Source organism: Halogeometricum sp. S3BR5-2, assembly GCF_031624635.1.
GTDB lineage: Archaea > Halobacteriota > Halobacteria > Halobacteriales > Haloferacaceae > Halogeometricum > Halogeometricum luteum.
Genome location: NZ_JAMQOQ010000006.1, coordinates 14,244 through 30,441, shown reverse-complemented (window position 1 = coordinate 30,441; position 16,198 = coordinate 14,244). Strand labels below are relative to the sequence as shown.

Here is a 16,198-nt window from a genome sequence, read left to right as displayed (position 1 = left end):
GGCGCGCGTCGGTTCCCTTACTCCAGTCGCTCCGCGGCGAGTCGGAGGAGTCCGTCGAGTATCTCCGGCGTCGTCGGGTGGTACGCCCGGTCGGGCACCTCGCGCACGTCCATCCCGCGTTCGACGACCACCTGCATCGTCTTCGCCATCGCGTCGGCGTGGAGGTGCAGGCCCTGATAGCCGAGGACGGTGCCGTCGGCGCCGACGACGAGCGTCGCCCGCCCGCGAGGGGCCAGTTTCGTCTTGAACACGCCGTCGCGGGCCGCCTCGCGGCGGACGGTGACGTGGTCGAGACCCGCCTCCTCGGCCGACGCCTCGGAGTGGCCGACCCGCGCGTACGGGTAGACGGCCGCCCCGGAGAAGACGACGTGGTGGTGGACGTTCTCGTAGACCTCGGGCGACTCGTCCCGTTCGGCGGCGAGGATATTATCGGCCGCCACCTGTCCCTGCTCTTTGGCCACGTGCAGAATCGGCTCCTTCCCGTTCGCGTCGCCGACGACGGACACCCGGTCGTTCCCCCGCGTCCGCATCGTGTCCTCGACCCACTCATCCTCCCCGGCGTCGATGCCCGCCTCCGCCAGTCCGAGGCCGTCTAACGCGGGGCGACGCCCGGTGAAGAGGAACAGCGACTCGGCGTCGAGGGCGTCCGGGCCGTCCGGCCCGTCGACGTGCACCCTGACCCCGTCGTCGGTCTTCTCTATCCGCTCTTCGGTCGTCTCCGTGCGAATCTCCACGTCGAACTCCTCGCGGTACAGCGAGAGTACGTCGTCGCCGAACGCGGGGTCGGCCTCGTCCAACGGCCGTTCGTCGTGTTCGACCACGGTGAGGTCCACGCCCGCCTCCGCGAGGTAGGGGACGAGTTCGAGGCCGACGTAGCCGAACCCCATCACGACGCCGGAGTCCGGCAGGTCGGTCGCGTCCAACACGTCGGCGCTGGTGAGATAGTCGACCGAGTCGAGACCGGACACGTCGGGCACGTTCGGCGTCGACCCCGTGGCGACGACGACGTGGTCGGCCTCCACCTCCTCGCCGCCGACGCGGAGCGTCCGGTCGCCGACGAACCGCGCCGTCTCGTGGCGGAATTCGACGCCGTCGCGACTCGCCATCTCGCGGACCGCCTCGCGGCGGTGCGCCGCGAAGTTCGAGACGTGTTCGTCTTTCGTCCTCACGACCGCGTCGAGGTCTATCTCCGGCGGGTCGCCGCGCAGGCGGTGGTCGTGGCGGGCCCGGTAGCGGTGCTCGGCGGCCGACAGCACCTCCTTGGAGGGCATACAGCCCCGGAGGATGCAGAGGCCGCCGCCGGGTTCGCCGTCGTCGACGAGCGTCAATCGGTCTATCTCGGAGCCGACGGCGTCGAGGAGTCCCTCGGCGGCGGCGACGCCCGCACTTCCGTAGGCGCCGACGATGACCACGTGCGTCATATCCGATAGGAGGACTGCGGAGGAATAGTCGTTCGGGCGTCGGCCGGCGCGGTCGGTCCGACCCGTCGCTACCGCGAGATGCCGCCCGCGTCCTCCTCGACGACGGCGTCGACTTCCGCGGCCGTGACGACGGCCAGGTCGCCGTCGACGGTCCGCTTCAGCGACGCCGCCGCCGCGCCGTAGGCCAGCGACTCGGGCACCTCGCCGCCGTCGAGTCGCTTCGCGAGGAAGCCGCCGACGAACGCGTCGCCGGTGCCGATGGCGTCGAACGTCTCGGACTCGTAGACGCCCTGTTCGTGCAGTTCCCCGTCGTGGTACGCGAGCGACCCCTCGGAACTCAGCGTCACGACCACCGTCTCGAAGCCGTACTCCTCCGCCAGGTCACGCGCGACGTCCGCCGGGTCGCCCTCGCGGCCGAGGCAGGTGGCGATGTCGCGTTCGGCCCCCACCAGCACGTCCACGTCCGGGAGCAGCGACCGGTACGTCTCGCCGGCCTCCTCGGGCGTCCACAGCTTCGACCGGTAGTTCAGGTCGAACGCCGTCGTCGTGTCGGCCGCCGTCGCCGTCTCCAGCAGCGACGCCGTCGTCTCGGCCAGCGTCGGGGAGAGTGCGGGCGTGATTCCGCTGGTGTAGAACAGGTCGGCGTTCCGCACCGCGCCGCCCGGCAGTTCCGAGGGCGTCGCCGTCGTCACGGCGGCGTCCGAGCGGTCGTAGACGACGTTCGTCCCGCGCGGCGCCCCGCCGTGTTCGACGTAGTACGTCCCCATCCGGGTCGCCTCGGGGTCCGCCCACGCGACGCCCGTGCGCACGCCGTGGCTCCGCAGTTCCGAGACGACGCGGCGGCCCAGCGGCGAGTCCGGAAGCTTCGAGAGCCAGACGGCGTCGGCGCCCAGTCGGGACGCCGTGACGGCGACGTTGCTCTCCGCGCCGCCCGGGTGGACGTCCAGCGTTCGCGTCCGTTCCAACCGTTCCCCGCGGGGCGGCGAGAGGCGTAGCATCGTCTCCCCGAAGGTTACGATGTCGGTCATGCCTCCCCGTTCTGCGAGACGGTACATAAGTTCGGTCGGTCCGCTCGCGACGACGGCGGGACCCGCGACGACGGCGTCCGCTCACTCCGCCCGTCGCCCGCCGTGACCCGGGTAGTCCCGCTCGAACCGGTCGGCTATCTCCTCGTCGCCCAGTTCGATAAGAACCGGCCGGCCGTGCGGGCAGGCGTAGGGGTTCTCGCAGTCGTCCAGCGCCGAGAGCAGGTCCACGACCGACCCCTCGGTCAGCGACGTGTTGCCCGTCACCGACGGGTAGCACGCGAGGTCCGCGAGCAGTTCGTCCGCGACGGCGTCCACCGTCTCGCGGCCGCCCGACTCCCCCTCGCTGACGCACGCCGTGAGCGCGTCCCGGAGGAGTTCGGGTCGGAGCGCCTCCGCGAACACGGCCGGGACGCTCCGCACCTCGACGGTCCGCTCGTCGGTTCGTTCCGCCCGAAACCCCGTCTCCGAGAGCGCCTCGCGGTACTCCTCGAATAGCGCCGCCTCGCGCGCCGTGAGTTCTACTTCGACGGGGTCGGCCAGCGCCTGCGTCGCCACGTCGCCGGCGAGCTTTGCCTGCAGACGCTCGTAGTTCACCCGCTCGTCGGCCGCGTGCTGGTCGACGAGCACCATCCCGTCGGTCGTCTCCGCGACGACGTAGGTGTCGTGCAGTTGGCCGAGCACGCGCATCGACGGCAGCGAGTCGAACTCGGGTTCCAGCGCCGCCGCATCGCCCGACAGGTCGCGCTGGACCGTCGGCGCGCCGAGTCGCCGCGAGCGGTCGCTCCCGTCTCGGGCGTCGTCGATGCCCGTCGCTTCCTCGCCTCCCGCACCGCTCGACGCGCCGTCCAGCGACGACTGCGTCGCCTCGGCCGCCGTCGGTGACAAATCGGCTCCGGACGCCGGCGACGACTCGCTCGCCGTCTCGGAAGCCGTCGATTCGCCTCCGACGGACGCGCTCGGCGTCCCCGGCGCGCGCTCGGGCCGCGAGCGGGTCCGGCCGGCCGAGACGGACCACGCCTCGTCGTCGGTCACGTCGGTTCCGTCCCCGTCGGGGAGGCTCGATTCGTTTTCGCCGTCGGAGTCGGCCGCCGAGTCGACCGATTTCGGTACTTCGGCAGATTCGGCAGATTCGCCCGCGCCCGACTCCGACGCCTCGGCTTCGACCCCTCCGGCGTCGTCTCCGTCGCCGCGGCCGGCCGCCTCCGTCTTCGATTCCGACCGGTCCGGCGGGGCGTCCGACGACGACGGTGGCTGGGGACTGTGCCCCTTCCCGCCGCGGGCCTCCGTCTCCGGCGCCTCCGGCGCGGGTTCCACCTCGTCGGGCGCGGAGCGACCCCGCGGCGCCGAGGAGCGAATCAGCCCCTCGCCCAGGAGCGCGGACTCGACGGCCGACTCGACGGCGCGCTTGACGCCGGACTCGTCGTCGAACCGCACCTCCATTTTGCGGGGGTGGACGTTCACGTCCACCGTCTCCCGCGGCACGTCGGCGAACAGGACGGCGAACGGGTAGCGGTCGGGGGCGAGTTGCCCGCCGTAGGCGTCTAAGACGGCCTCACGGAGCGGTCGGGCGGTCACGTAGCGACCGTTGACGAACGTCGAGAGGTAGTCGCGCGCGCTCCGGGTCGTCTCGGGGTGGCTGACGAGGCCCGTCACCGAGTCGACGGGGCCGGCGTCGGGTTCGGCGTCGACGCGGACCATCGACTCCGCCACCTCCCGCCCGTACACCGAGAGCACCGTCGACGCCAGACTGCCGCGGCCCTCGGTGGCGAACACCTCGCGGTCGTCGTGTTCCAAGGAGAGCGCCACGTCCGGGTTGGCGAGGGCGTACTGCGTCGCCACGGTGTTGACGTGGTCGAACTCCGTCGCCGTCGTCTTCAGGAACTTCCGACGCGCGGGCGTGTTGTAGAAGAGGTCCTCGACCTCGACGACGGTGCCCTCCGGACACCCCGCGGGGCGCACGTCGGCCACCTCGCCGCCCTCGACGCGGAGTTCCGTCCCGGCGCCGTCGCCGCCGCGCGGTTTCGACCGGACGGTGAGGCGGGAGACGGCGCCGATGGTGTGCAGCGCCTCCCCCCGGAAGCCGAGCGTCCCGACGCCGGATTCGAGGTCGTCGACGTCGGATATCTTGCTCGTGGTGTGCTCCTCGACGGCCATCTCGACGTCGTCGCGGTCCATCCCGACGCCGTCGTCGCGGACGCGGACGCCCTCCGTCCCGCCGGCGTTGACGGCGATGGAGATGCGAGTCGCGTCGGCGTCGAGGCTGTTCTCGACGAGTTCCTTGACGACCGACGCGGGTCGTTCGACCACCTCCCCGGCGGCTATCTGGCGGACGGTCCGGTCGTCGAGGGCGCGTATCGCCGGGCGGCCCTCGCCCCCGTCGCTCACTCGTCGTGCACCTCCCGGGCGTTGCTCACGGCGTCTCCCTGCGGACCGCTCAGTCGGCGCTCGGCCTTCCGCGGCGAGAGCCACTCGTAGCCGACGTGCTCGTGGCTCAGAGACACCGTCCGCTCGGTGACGGTGGCGTAGTAGTAGACGCCGAACCGCCCGTTGTCGTCGTCGTTCCGCCACGCGAGGGCGTGCACTGGTTGCCCGAGATTCACGTCCAGTCCCGTCTCCTCGACGATTTCGCGCTTCACGCCCTCGTTCGCGTCCTCCTGCGCCCCGAGGCGGCCGCCCGGCAGTTCCCATCCCTCGTCGCTCGTCCGCTGAACGACGAGAACGTCGCCGTCAGGAGCGAACAGCACTCCTCGAAGACTCACCGTCGCCCGGAGTGGTCTCTCAGTCATTGTAACACAGTCGGCGCTCCCGCCCTTGTAGTTTCGCCATGGTATCAGGCGCTGGGGGTGTCCGCACGACCGGAACAGCGTCCTCCTCCCCCTCGTTTTTCCCCACCTACTGACGACGCCGACTCCGCATTTGTTGGCGAGTATATATCGATACGGTGATGACTATATAGGAAATTCACTACGCTTATCAGTCGGACCCCGCTATCTCAGGTCGATGAGCGTCGAAGAACTCGCCGAACGACCGCAGTTCGCGGAAGACGATGCCGCCTCGGCGGCGGCGTTGCGTGCGTTCGCCGCCTCGGAGCGTCCGCTCGCACGCTTCGACCGGCCGCGAGCCGCGACCCCGACGAGAGTCGCCGTCGTCTCGGACCCGCACGTCTCCGTCGACGCGGAGGGAACGTGGAAGGTGTTTCACCGGACGCAAGAGCTGTTTCGAGAGACGCTGGCCGACGCCGAGCGCCGGGGAGCGGACGCCATCGTCGTCTCCGGCGATCTGACGAAGGACGGCGAGGAACGCGACATCGCGTGCGTGCGTTCGATTCTCGACGACGTCGGCGTCCCGGTTCTCGTCGTTCCGGGCAACCACGACGTCAAGGAGCGACGCGTCGCGCGCTTCGAACGACTGTTCACCGACGGCGGGTTCCCGGTGCGCCTCTCACTCGGCGGACTGGACGTCGTCGGCCTCAACAGCGCGACGGCGCTCGGCCCCGACGGGGAGGAGGCGGCGACCGTCTCCGACGCGCAACTCGAACGCCTCGACGGGATGCTCGCCGACTCGGCGGAGGCAATCGTCGTCAGCCACCACAATCTCCCCGGACTCGCGGCCCACGTCGGCGACGACTGGGCGCCCCACCCGCCGGTCGAGAACGCGGACGCGCTGCTCGACGTGCTCTCGCGGCACGACGTCCCGCTTCACCTCTCCGGGCACGTCCACCTCCTCTCGCTGGTCCGCGAGCGCGGCGTCCGCGGACTCGTCTCCCCCGGACTGTGCTCGTTCCCGCAGTCGTACCTCCTGCTCGACGTCGACGAGACGGGGACGACGGTCCGCTCTCGGACCGCGGCGACCCGCGAGCAGGTCGCGGCGGCCTACGAGGCGTCGCAGTCTCACTCCGCCCGCAGTTCCGTCATCTCCGGGCTGAACGCCGAACAGTTGAGCAACCTCCCGCTCGTCGACGAGCGGGCCGACCCGACGGGCGAGATACGCCCGATTCGCTCGGACTGACCGGAACTGCCGACCGGCCCGCCCCGCGGGCCGTACGAATCGCCGGTCAGCCGACTCCGCTGGCCGTCCGGAGCAGTTCCTCGTAGACGTCGACGCCGTCCTCGACGCCGTCGAGGCTCACCACCGGGTTGATATCGATGATGTAGTAGTTCTTATGAACGAGTATGTCGAGCTCGAACAGCCGCAGGTCGAACAGCGCGGCGACGTCGGCGGCGAGTTCGGCGAACCGGCCGGCGACGTCGACCTGCTCCCACTCGCTGTCTTCCGACACCCGTTCGGTCGCCCGGACGTTCTCGCCGACGTTGAACACCTTGAAGCTCCGCGCGGGGACGACGTACCGCTCGACCATCCGCTCGCCATCGAACTCTATCGGACCGGTGAACACGCGGTGGAAGTCGTGCCCGTCGTCGTCGAGTTCGTGGCGGGCCTTGACCAACACCGGCGGGTCCAGCGTTATCTCCGCCGCGGTCCCGTACTCGAAGTCGACGAACGGGAGGCCGGCGTCGACGCAGGCCCGGGCGGAGGCGAGTCGGTCCTCGGTGGCCCGCGCCCCCTCGTAGGAGTTGACGGTCGGGACGCCGGCGTCGCGGGCCGACTCGAAGTCCGCGTACGCCGACGGCGACCAGCGGGCCATGTGGTAGAGGTCGAGCCCCATCTCCGGTAGGTCCGGATGCCGGTGCTCCGACTTCAGCAGTATCAGGTCCGCCCACGTCCGCACCCGCTCGAACAGGCGGAGCTTCACCGGGTTGCCGCCGCTCGCGGCGTACGAGATTCCGATCGTCGGCCTGGCGTCACGTGTCATCGTCTTCGTTCGTCGCCCCGCCGCCGACGCCGCGCGTCGGGGTCCGTGGGTCGGACCGCCGTCTCGTTTCGGGGGGGCGATGCGGTGCTCCCGTGGACGCTCCGCTCCGACAAATAGTCGCGCCCGATTCTCAGCCGGCGGAGACGGCGCCTACGACTCTTCGTCCAACCGCGACTGCCACTCCTGCACCCGTTGCATCAGCTCCAGCGGCGACGTCCCGTTCACGTCCGTCTCGCGCAGTTCCGCGACGACGGCGTCGCGTTCGGGGTCCGCGGCCTCGCCGCCGTCGGCATCGGTATCGGCGTCGGCGTCGGTGCCGCCTCCCGACCCGGCGTTCGACGCCGGCCGCGACCGCTGGACGGCGGCCGCCTCGTTGTTCTCTCCGCCGCCGTTCGTCTCGCCGCCGTTTCCGCCCCCGCCGAACTGCCCCGACGAGAGGTCGAACACCGCCTGCACGGGTTCGTTCGTCCCGCCGCCCTTCGCTTCGATGGCCTTCTCGGCGCGGAGTCGCCCCAACACGTCGTCGGCGCGGGAGACGACGGGTTCGGGCACGCCCGCCAAGTCGGCGACGTGGATGCCGTAGGAGCGGTCGGTCGGTCCCTCCTGCACCGTTCGAAGAAAGGTCACGTCGCCGTCGCGTTCCTCCGCCGCGACGTGGACGTTCGCCACTCGGTCGAGGTGGTCCGCGAGCGACGTGAGTTCGTGGTAGTGCGTCGCGAACAGCGTCTTCGCCTTCACCTCGTTGTGGAGATACTCCGTGGCGGCCCACGCGATGGAGATGCCGTCGTACGTCGCCGTCCCGCGGCCCACCTCGTCGAGAATGACGAGCGAATCCTCCGTCGCCGAGTGGAGGATGTTCGATAGCTCCTGCATCTCCACCATGAACGTCGAGCGCCCCTGCGCGAGTTCGTCCAGCGCGCCGACGCGGGTGTAGATGCCGTCGACGACGCCTATCTCGGCCGAGCGCGCGGGGACGAAGCTTCCCACTTGGGCCAAGAGAACGATGAGCGCCGCCTGCCGCATGTACGTCGACTTCCCGCTCATGTTCGGCCCGGTGACGATGAGGAAGCCGCGCTCTCGGTCCATGTGGAGGTCGTTCGGGACGAACTCGGTCGTGCGCTCGACGACGGGGTGCCGCCCGGCGTCGATGCGGAGCGGTCCCGACTCGGTCAGCGTCGGGCGCACCCAGTCGTTGCCGGCGGCGTGCGTCGCCAGCGACGCCAGTACGTCCACCTCCGCGAGGGCGCGCCCCACGTCCTGCAGGAGTTCGGCCGCCTCCGCCACGCGTTCGCGCAGGTCGCAGAACAGGTCGTACTCTAACTCCCCGCGGGACTCCTCCAGTCGGAGGATGTCGCGCTCTCTCTCCTCCAACTCGTCGGTGACGAACCGCTTGGAGTTCTTCAGCGTCTTTATCTCGCGGTAGTGTTCGGGCACCCCGTCGGCGACGGACTTGCCGACCTGAATGTAGTAGCCGTCGGTCTTGTTCCGGTCGACGGTGACGTGCGAGAGGCCGTGCTCGCGTTTCTCGCGGTCGGCCAGCGCGTCTATCCAGCGCTCGGCCTCCTCGTGGCCTTCGATGAGTTCGTCGAGTTCGTCGTCGTAGCCTCTTTTAAATAGGCCGCCCTGCCGCACCGTCTTTGGCGGGTCCTCCGCGAGGGCACCGGCGAGTTCCTCGCGCAGGGCCGCCGCCGCCTCGCGGTCCGGCCGCGCCACCACGTCCGCGAGGGGGGAGTCCGCCAGCGGTCCGTCCTCTATCGCCTCGGCGACGGCGGGGAGGACGGCGAGGGTGTCGCGCACCGACAGCAGGTCGTTCGCGCCGGCGCTTCCGGAGGCGGCGCGCGCGGCGAGGCGTTCGAGGTCGTACGCGTCCCCCAACTCCTCGCGCACGCGTTCACGCGCGAGTGCCTCCCGCGCCAGCGCCGAGACGGCGTCGAGTCGGCGTTCGAGTTCCCCCCTGTCCCGGTGCGGGCGGGTGACCCACTCGCGGAGGAGGCGGCCGCCCGGACTCGTCACCGTATGATCGATGGCGTCCACGAGCGACCCCTCCGTCCCCCCGTGCATCGTCTCCGTCAGTTCGAGGTTGCGCTGGGTCGTCGCGTCGAGTTCGAGGTGGTCGCGCGTCTCGTACGTCTGCAGGCGGGTCATCGACCGGCGGACGCCCGTGCCCGTCTCCTCGACGTACCCGAGGAGGGCGCCCGCGGCGCGGACGGCCAACTCGGAGTCCAGTCCGACGCTCGACAGCGTCTCGCGGCCGAACTGCTCGCGGACGACGTGTTTCGCCCGGCCGGGCGCGAAGGCGTCCGCCTCGAACAGCGACAGCGAGGCGTCCGTCTCCTCGCGGAGGCGGCGCAGGAACTCGTCGTCGCCTCTGACGACGGGACCGGGGAGGAGTTCGACGGGCGCGAAGCGGTAGAGTTCCGAGTGGGCCGCGTCGGCGTCGGCCGTCTCGGTGACGAAGAACTGCCCCGTCGTCACGTCGGCGAACGCGAGTCCCACCCGGTCGCCGCCCTCCTCGGCGACGACGGCGGCGATGTAGCGCGCCTCGGCGCCCGACGTCTCCAACAGCGTCCCCGGCGTGACGACGCGCGTCACCTCGCGGTAGTGGCCGCCGTCGTCGCCGTCGAACTGGTCGGCCACGGCCACCCGGTAGCCGCGTTCGACGAGCACCTTCAGGTACGGCGTGAGGTCGTCCACCGGCACGCCGGCCATCGGGTACGACGACCCGTGCGAGGACTTCTTCGACACCTTCAGGTCCAACTCCTCGGCCACCAACTCCGCGTCGTCGGCGAAAAATTCATAAAAATCGCCGCACTGCATCGTCAGAACATCCGCCTCCGTGTCGGACTTCAAAGAGAGAAACTCCTCGACGATTCCCTGCGAGGTCATACCTCCTCTCCGCGTCGCGGCCGATAAAACGCTGCGGTCTGCGGGACTCGCCGTCGGCTCTCGACCGAACGTTCACATCCGATGACGAGACCACGCCCGTCGTGACCTGAGAGTCGCCGCGGACGGGCGCGCGGAGCGCGGCACACCCGTTCGCGGACGCGTCGGTGCCGCCGTGTTCGCCACACTCCTCAGAGCGGTCCGCCCCGCGGTACTGACGAGTCGTCCCGTGCCTCCCACTCTCGTTCGACTCCGTCCCGGCCCCTCTCGTTCGACCGACGGTGGCTATTATCAACCGTGGAAATCAGCTAGAAAGAATTATCAACTATCTGTTGAAATGGGTGACGATGTCGAATTCGTTGCTCACCCGCCTCTCGAACGCGCTTTCGAGCGGTGGTGGCGCCCGTCCCGACGGCGGGACCGTCGCCGACGCCTCGGAGACGGTCACCGGCGTCGCGCGTTCGCTGACCAGCACTCAACTGCTCGAAGGCGTCGGCGCGCCGGCGTTCGTGCTCGACGCCGAGGGAACGGTCGTCGCGTGGAACCGGCAGATAGCGGCGCTCACCGCGGTCCCCTCGTCGGACGCCCTCGGGTCCCGGCACGCCAGCGAGGCGTTCTACCCCGACGGCCGACGGGCCAAGACCTTAGCGGACAAAGTGCTCGAAGCGCCCGCCGACGCCGACGAGGCGTTCGGCGTGGCGGCCACGGGCGACGGCGGCTTCGAGGACCGGAGCACGATGGTGACCGGCGACGGCGTCGAACGCCACATCCGGTTCGTCGCCCGCCCCGTCTTCGAGGGAGGGGAACTCGTCGCGGTGATAGAGACCATCTACGACCGCACCGACGTGGTCGCCCGCGAACGCGCGTCGACGCGACTCGTCGAGGAACTGCTCGACACGGTCGGCGCACTCGCGGACGGCGACCTGTCGGCGCGCATCGAATTCGAGGACGACGGTGGCCACCTCCCCGAGACGACGCTCCGCGTCGTGCCGGAGTTCAACGCGATGGCCGGGCGCTTCGAGCGACTGGCCGACGAAGTCGACGAGACCGCAGTCCATCTCGGCGAGGCCATCGAACGCGCCGCCGACGCCGCGACGCGCATCGACTCCCACGTCGCCGAGCAGGCCGAACTGCTCGACACGGGCGCCGCCGAGATGGAGGACCTCTCGGCCAGCATGGAGGAGATAGCCGCCACCTCCGACGAGGTCGCCGCCTCCGCCGCGCAGGCGCAGACGGCCGCCGAGGACGCCCGCGGGGCCGGCGAGTCCGTCCGCACGGCGACCGACAACGTCGTCGAAATCTCCGAGGATCTCCTGGAGACGGTCTCGGAACTCCACGAACGGATGGAGGCAATCGAAGAGGTCGTCGAGGTCATCGCCGAGGTGGCCGACCGGACGAACCTGCTCGCCCTCAACGCCAACATCGAGGCCGCGCGGGCCGGCGAGGCCGGGTCGGGGTTCGCCGTCGTCGCCGACGAGGTGAAGCAACTCGCCAACCAGACGCACGAGCACACCGAGGAAATCGCCGGGAGCATCGCCGAGATACGCGAACAGGCCGACGAGACCGTCGACGCCTCCGCGCAGTCCCACGAGCAGATTCGGGTCGCCTCGGGGGAGATATCGGACGTGCTGACCGCCCTCGACGAGATAGCCGAGGCGACCGGGACGGGCGCCGACGGCATCGCGGAAGTCGCCCGCGCGACGGACGGACAGGCGGAGAACATCGAGCAGGTGACGACGACCATCCAGAGCGCCCAGTCGCGCGCTTTCGACGCCCGGGACGCCTCGACCGAGATAACCGACGCCACGGCCGACCAGACGGTGACGCTCGGCGAACTGACCGACCGGGTCGCGCGCCTCTGCGGCGGCGACGTGTCGGCCTCGTTCGACGTCGACGCCTCCGTCTCCGAAACGTCCGACACCGACGCGCGCGGGAGCGGCGGGTCCGACTCCGCCGCGGCCCCGCGCCCCGAGTCGGCCCGACCGACCGGCGGAGAGTAGGAGCGACGGCGACCGCACGGGCGGCCGCGGAGCCGACCTACTCGACGGACACCGCGCAGGCGTCGGTGTACTCGACGCCGTCGAGGGAGTCGATGGGGTCCTCGCCGCACACCGGGCAGTCGGGGTTCCGTCGGTAGGGAACCGTCTCGAACGTCATCTCCATCGCGTCGTAGAACAGGAGGCGGCCCGCGAGCGGTTCTCCCGCTTCCAGAACGAGTTTCACCGCCTCGGTCGCCTGGATACAGCCGAGAGTGCCCGGGAGGACGCCGAGGACGCCCGTCGTCGCGCAGTCGGGGACGGTGCCGGGTTCGGGCGCCTCGGGGAACAGACACCGATAGCAGGGGCCGCCGGGGACGAGCGTCGTCGCCTGCCCCTCGAACCGATAGATGGCGCCGTGGGCCACGGGGATGTCGCGAATCCGGCAGAAGTCGTTGACGAGGAATCGCGTCGGGAAGTTGTCCGACGCGTCGACGACCACGTCGTACTCCCCGAGGATGCCGACGTTCCCCTTCTCCAACCGCGTCTCGTGGGCGTCGACGTCCACGTCGGGGTTGAGGCCGCGGACGTAGTCGGCGGCGCTGTCGACTTTGGGTCGTCCCACGTCGTCGTCGCCGTGCACTACCTGTCGCTGGAGGTTGCTCCGCTCGACGGCGTCATCGTCGACGATTCCGAGGCGGCCGACGCCCGCGGCGGCGAGGTACTCGACGACGGGCGACCCGAGGCCGCCGGCGCCGACGACGAGCACCGAGGCGTCGAGCAGTCGTTCCTGTCCCGGCGGCCCCACCTCGTCCATGATGATGTGTCTGGAGTACCGGTCCAGTTGGGTGGCGTCGAGAGAGAGGGTCACACCGGACGTTGGGGGCTGCCGCGAATAAATCCGCGCCCGCCGGAAAGACGGCCGGCGGGCGCGCGGCGTCCCTCACGATTCGTCGTGAGGAGTAGTCGGAACCGAAGAGGGTTTGCCGCGCGCGACGAAGTCCCGGATATGGTGACGGAGACGACGCCGGAGACGCTCGTGGCGAGACTCGAAGACGCGGACGCGGACACCACCGTCGTGGACATCCGCGACCCGTCGTCGTTCGCCGCCGAACATATCGAGGGGTCGGTGAACCTCCCGACCGACCGCCTCTCGCTGGCGAACGTCGACCCCGAGTGGGGCGACGACATCGTCGTCGCCTGCTACATCGGACAGAGTTCCCGTCGGGTCGCCTCGATGCTCGACTCCCATCTCGACGCCGACGTGACCAGCCTCCGCGGCGGTTTCGACGCCTGGGACGGTCCCGTCGCGTCCGGACACGACGCCTGAGGTTCGGTCGTCGAACCGCGCTCGCCGCACGCCCGTTCTCTCGTTCTCCTGCCCGACTCCGACGGTGAGCGGACGCGCCGCTCTCCGTCCGTCACGTTCGTCGCTCAGTATTCGAAAGAAGAAATCGAGAATCGAATCTCGTCGGTCGCGGTCGGCCGAGGCTTACTTGCCGCGGCGCCGACCGCTACCGATGCTGGGGCGCGTGTGCTCGGCGCCCTTGCCGCGGGCGTTGAGACCGCGGTTGGACGTGCCGGCGTTCGTCAGACCGCGGAAGGCGCGGCCCTTGTGGTCGTCGCTGCAGATCCAGTTGAGTTCGTCGTCGTTCTGGATGGCCGGGTGCTCGGGGTCGACCATGATCACCTCGTGCCACTTCTGGGAGCCGTCCTCGCCGACCCAGTAGGAGTTGAGCACGCGCAGGTTCGGGTGCTTGCGCGAGGCTCGCTCCTCGGCGATGCGCTGGATGCTCTTGCGGCGACCGATGCGGTTGACGCCCTGCCGCTTCGAGCGTCGTCCGGCCTTGTGTCGCTGTTTGCGCGCGCCGCCCTTGCGGACGGAGACGCGGGCCACGACGATGCCCTGCTTGGCCTTGTAGCCGAGTTCGCGCGCCTTGTCGAGGCGCGTCGGGCGGTCGATGCGGACGATGGCGCCCTGGTCGCGCCACTCCTGCTTTCGCTGCCACTGCAGTTCGGCGAGTTTGCCGTCGCCGGGGTTCTTCCACGCGTCCTTGATGTGGGAATAGAAGCTTCGTGCCATAGTTTCACCACGGGCGCTTGCGATTCGGAGGCGCTCTGTCGTCGACCGCACTCCACATGTCGTCCCGAGTGTTCGGGTGCCCGCTGGCGTCCCGTCCGACCAGCGAGTTGCCGAACCTACCGCCGGTTCGCCTTTAACGACTTCGAATCGGTCGACGCTGTGCCGGACGGTGACAGGGTCGAACGCGGCGTCAGGCGTCGAACGGCGACGGGCCGAGAATCTCCACGTCCGACGCCGCGACGAACGCGTCGAGGCGGTTCAGTTCGTCGCCGTCCGGGCCGTCGGCGGGCACCGTCGCTTCCGCGACGCGCGTCCCCACCTCGCGGAACATCGTCTCTCCCGGCGAGACGAACAGCAGTACTCGGGTATCGTCGGCCGCGATGCGGAAGGCGTGCGGGACGTTTCGCGGGGCGAAGACGGTGTCGCCCGGCCCCGCCGACAGCAGGTCCCCGGCCGCGAACAGTTCCACCGCGCCGTCGAGGACGTACCAGAGTTCGTCCGTCGACCGGTGGACGTGCAGGGGCGTCATCACCCGATTCTCGTCGCCGCGGCGCTCGACCAGTTCGAAGGCTCCGCCCGTCTCCCCGCTCGTCGCCTTCCGCAGCGCCAACGCGCCCAGCGCGTGGTACGCCTCGCCTTCGTCCCGCCGGCGGACGAACGGCCGCGGTCCGTTGGCTTCGTCTCCGTCTTCCGTGTCTGTCACTCTCTCGCAGTATGCGGTCGAAGGCTAAAGCGTGGCCGGGTTCCCGTGCGCGTGCGGGAGAGACAGAACGCGGAGCGAAGGAACCGAGGCCGAGCGGTCGGACCGGGACCAAGCGGGGACCCGACCGAGAACCGCGAAACGGCCGCCGGACGGCGGAACGACGCCGCTCGGCGGCGTAGCCCACAGTATAAGTGACCGTGTTCTGCATGTATCCGCATGGACGACGCGGCCCTCGTGGACCTACTCAAGCGGTTCGGCTTCTCCGACAAGGAGATCGACACCTATCTCACCATCCTCGAACTCGGCGAGGCGAAGGCGAGCACCATCGCGGACGAGGCGGACGTCTCGAAGCGCTACGTCTACAGCATCGCCGAGAAACTCGAGGCCCGCGGGTTCGTCGAGGTGAACGACCACGCCGTGCCGACGACCATCCGCGCCCGTCCCCCGGCCGACGTGATCGACTCGCTGTCCTCCGATTTGGACGACATGGGACCGGCCCTCGAAGCGCGCTTCTCCCGCGCGGCCCCGCGCTCCGAGCGGTTCGAGGTAGTGAAGTCGCGGGTGACCGTCATCAAGCGCGTCTCCGAACTCGTCGCCCGCGCGGAGACGGAGGTGACGCTCGGGATGCCGTACTCGCTGGTCGACGAGGTGGCCGACGAACTCCGCGCGGCGGTCGACCGCGGCGTCCTCGTCCTCCTCATCGTCACGGGCGTCGGCCCGACGGACGAACTCGACCTCTCGGGGCTGGCATCGGTCGCCCGCGCGTGGGAGGCGCCGATGCCGACGATGCTCACCGTCGACCAGGGCGCCGGCCTCGTCGCGCCGACGGAGATGGTGACGCGGTCGAACACGGGCGCGCAGGCCATCGTCTTCGCGCAGGAGCAACTCGGCCCGGTGCTCGTCGGGTCGTTTCTCGGCAACTACTGGCCGATGGCCGCCGAGACGTACACCTGCGACCCCGACGCCCTCCCGGCGACGTACGACGACTTCCGTCACGCGGCGCTGCAGGCGACCATGCACGTCCGGGCGGGCCGCGAGGTGGCCGCCCGCGCCGTCGGACGGTCGATGCACATCGAGGACGGCCGGACCGAACTGGCGGGAGTCGTCGTCGACATCCGGCAGGGCCTCCTCGAACCGTCGAACAACTCCTTTCCCGTCGAGAACGCGCTCATCGTCGAAACCGAAGACGGGACGTTCAGCGTCGGCGGAAGCGGGGCGTTCATCGAGGACTTCGAGGCCGAGACGGTCGAACTCCGGGCGGTCGAATAGCTTCTTCGGGCCGCCCGAAGAGGCG

13 protein-coding genes are annotated in these 16,198 nt (G+C 70.0%); 4 read left to right on the top strand and 9 right to left on the bottom strand.

All coding sequences use genetic code 11. The annotated features are described in order from the left end of the window. Positions 1 to 17: 17 nt before the first annotated feature. From NDI79_RS18900 to NDI79_RS18885, 4 genes are all read right to left on the bottom strand, one after another. The gene (locus tag NDI79_RS18900) at positions 18 to 1,421 is read right to left on the bottom strand and encodes a dihydrolipoyl dehydrogenase family protein (RefSeq protein WP_310930253.1); all 1,404 of its coding nucleotides are present in this window, start codon (positions 1,419 to 1,421) and stop codon (positions 18 to 20) included. A gap of 68 nt (positions 1,422 to 1,489) precedes the next feature. After that, positions 1,490 to 2,449, bottom strand: coding sequence for a bifunctional 2-dehydro-3-deoxygluconokinase/2-dehydro-3-deoxygalactonokinase (kdgK1, locus tag NDI79_RS18895; protein ID WP_310930252.1), 960 nt, complete (start codon positions 2,447 to 2,449; stop codon positions 1,490 to 1,492). 81 nt (positions 2,450 to 2,530) lie between these two features. Beyond that, positions 2,531 to 4,834, bottom strand: coding sequence for a DNA mismatch repair endonuclease MutL (mutL, locus tag NDI79_RS18890; RefSeq protein ID WP_310930251.1), 2,304 nt, complete (start codon positions 4,832 to 4,834; stop codon positions 2,531 to 2,533). Beyond that, the gene (locus NDI79_RS18885; RefSeq protein WP_310930250.1) at positions 4,831 to 5,235 is read right to left on the bottom strand and encodes an NUDIX hydrolase; all 405 of its coding nucleotides are present in this window, start codon (positions 5,233 to 5,235) and stop codon (positions 4,831 to 4,833) included. Before NDI79_RS18885 ends, mutL begins: the two co-directional genes overlap by 4 nt. 214 nt (positions 5,236 to 5,449) lie before the next feature. Between NDI79_RS18885 and NDI79_RS18880 the strand changes: the two genes are divergently transcribed. Next, positions 5,450 to 6,457 carry a metallophosphoesterase family protein gene (locus tag NDI79_RS18880; RefSeq protein WP_310930249.1) on the top strand — a complete coding sequence of 336 codons (1,008 nt, stop codon included), beginning with the start codon at positions 5,450 to 5,452 and terminating at the stop codon, positions 6,455 to 6,457. 46 nt (positions 6,458 to 6,503) lie between these two features. On the opposite strand, the gene NDI79_RS18875 is transcribed toward NDI79_RS18880, so the two are convergent. Both NDI79_RS18875 and mutS read right to left on the bottom strand, forming a co-directional pair. After that, complete coding sequence (locus tag NDI79_RS18875; protein WP_310930248.1) at positions 6,504 to 7,259, bottom strand: ATP-grasp domain-containing protein; 756 nt, start codon at positions 7,257 to 7,259, stop codon at positions 6,504 to 6,506. A 150-nt stretch (positions 7,260 to 7,409) separates the two neighbouring features. Further along, positions 7,410 to 10,145, bottom strand: coding sequence for a DNA mismatch repair protein MutS (gene mutS, locus NDI79_RS18870; protein ID WP_310930247.1), 2,736 nt, complete (start codon positions 10,143 to 10,145; stop codon positions 7,410 to 7,412). A 344-nt stretch (positions 10,146 to 10,489) separates the two neighbouring features. Here mutS and NDI79_RS18865 point away from each other — a divergent pair, with 344 nt between their 5' ends. After that, the gene (locus tag NDI79_RS18865; RefSeq protein ID WP_310930246.1) at positions 10,490 to 12,142 is read left to right on the top strand and encodes a methyl-accepting chemotaxis protein; all 1,653 of its coding nucleotides are present in this window, start codon (positions 10,490 to 10,492) and stop codon (positions 12,140 to 12,142) included. A gap of 37 nt (positions 12,143 to 12,179) precedes the next feature. Here NDI79_RS18865 and ubaA read toward each other — a convergent pair whose 3' ends face one another. Continuing rightward, on the bottom strand, positions 12,180 to 12,989 hold the full coding sequence (gene ubaA, locus NDI79_RS18860) for an SAMP-activating enzyme E1 (protein ID WP_310930245.1): 810 nt from the start codon (positions 12,987 to 12,989) through the stop codon (positions 12,180 to 12,182). A gap of 138 nt (positions 12,990 to 13,127) precedes the next feature. Here ubaA and NDI79_RS18855 point away from each other — a divergent pair, with 138 nt between their 5' ends. After that, complete coding sequence (locus NDI79_RS18855) at positions 13,128 to 13,448, top strand: rhodanese-like domain-containing protein (RefSeq protein ID WP_310930244.1); 321 nt, start codon at positions 13,128 to 13,130, stop codon at positions 13,446 to 13,448. Positions 13,449 to 13,610: 162 nt separating this feature from the next. Here NDI79_RS18855 and NDI79_RS18850 read toward each other — a convergent pair whose 3' ends face one another. Further along, a complete protein-coding gene (locus tag NDI79_RS18850) occupies positions 13,611 to 14,201 on the bottom strand; it encodes a 50S ribosomal protein L15e (protein WP_310930243.1) in 591 nt (196 codons plus the stop codon). A gap of 190 nt (positions 14,202 to 14,391) precedes the next feature. After that, positions 14,392 to 14,904, bottom strand: a complete 513-nt coding sequence (locus tag NDI79_RS18845) for a quercetin 2,3-dioxygenase (protein WP_310930242.1) — start codon at positions 14,902 to 14,904, stop codon at positions 14,392 to 14,394. A gap of 216 nt (positions 14,905 to 15,120) precedes the next feature. On the opposite strand from NDI79_RS18845, the gene NDI79_RS18840 reads away from it, so the two are divergent. Continuing rightward, the gene (locus tag NDI79_RS18840; RefSeq protein WP_310930241.1) at positions 15,121 to 16,173 is read left to right on the top strand and encodes a TrmB family transcriptional regulator; all 1,053 of its coding nucleotides are present in this window, start codon (positions 15,121 to 15,123) and stop codon (positions 16,171 to 16,173) included. The last annotated feature ends 25 nt before the right edge of the window (positions 16,174 to 16,198 follow it).

Bases quoted from the DNA above. Each gene is read 5' to 3' on its own strand.
- NDI79_RS18900 (WP_310930253.1), bottom strand. From the start codon at position 1,421: ATGACGCACGTGGTCATCGTCGGCGCCTACGGAAGTGCGGGCGTCGCC.
- kdgK1 (WP_310930252.1), bottom strand. From the start codon at position 2,449: ATGACCGACATCGTAACCTTCGGGGAGACGATGCTACGCCTCTCGCCG.
- NDI79_RS18885 (WP_310930250.1), bottom strand. From the start codon at position 5,235: ATGACTGAGAGACCACTCCGGGCGACGGTGAGTCTTCGAGGAGTGCTG.
- NDI79_RS18880 (WP_310930249.1), top strand. From the start codon at position 5,450: ATGAGCGTCGAAGAACTCGCCGAACGACCGCAGTTCGCGGAAGACGAT.
- NDI79_RS18875 (WP_310930248.1), bottom strand. From the start codon at position 7,259: ATGACACGTGACGCCAGGCCGACGATCGGAATCTCGTACGCCGCGAGC.
- mutS (WP_310930247.1), bottom strand. From the start codon at position 10,145: ATGACCTCGCAGGGAATCGTCGAGGAGTTTCTCTCTTTGAAGTCCGAC.
- NDI79_RS18865 (WP_310930246.1), top strand. From the start codon at position 10,490: ATGTCGAATTCGTTGCTCACCCGCCTCTCGAACGCGCTTTCGAGCGGT.
- NDI79_RS18855 (WP_310930244.1), top strand. From the start codon at position 13,128: ATGGTGACGGAGACGACGCCGGAGACGCTCGTGGCGAGACTCGAAGAC.
- NDI79_RS18850 (WP_310930243.1), bottom strand. From the start codon at position 14,201: ATGGCACGAAGCTTCTATTCCCACATCAAGGACGCGTGGAAGAACCCC.
- NDI79_RS18840 (WP_310930241.1), top strand. From the start codon at position 15,121: ATGGACGACGCGGCCCTCGTGGACCTACTCAAGCGGTTCGGCTTCTCC.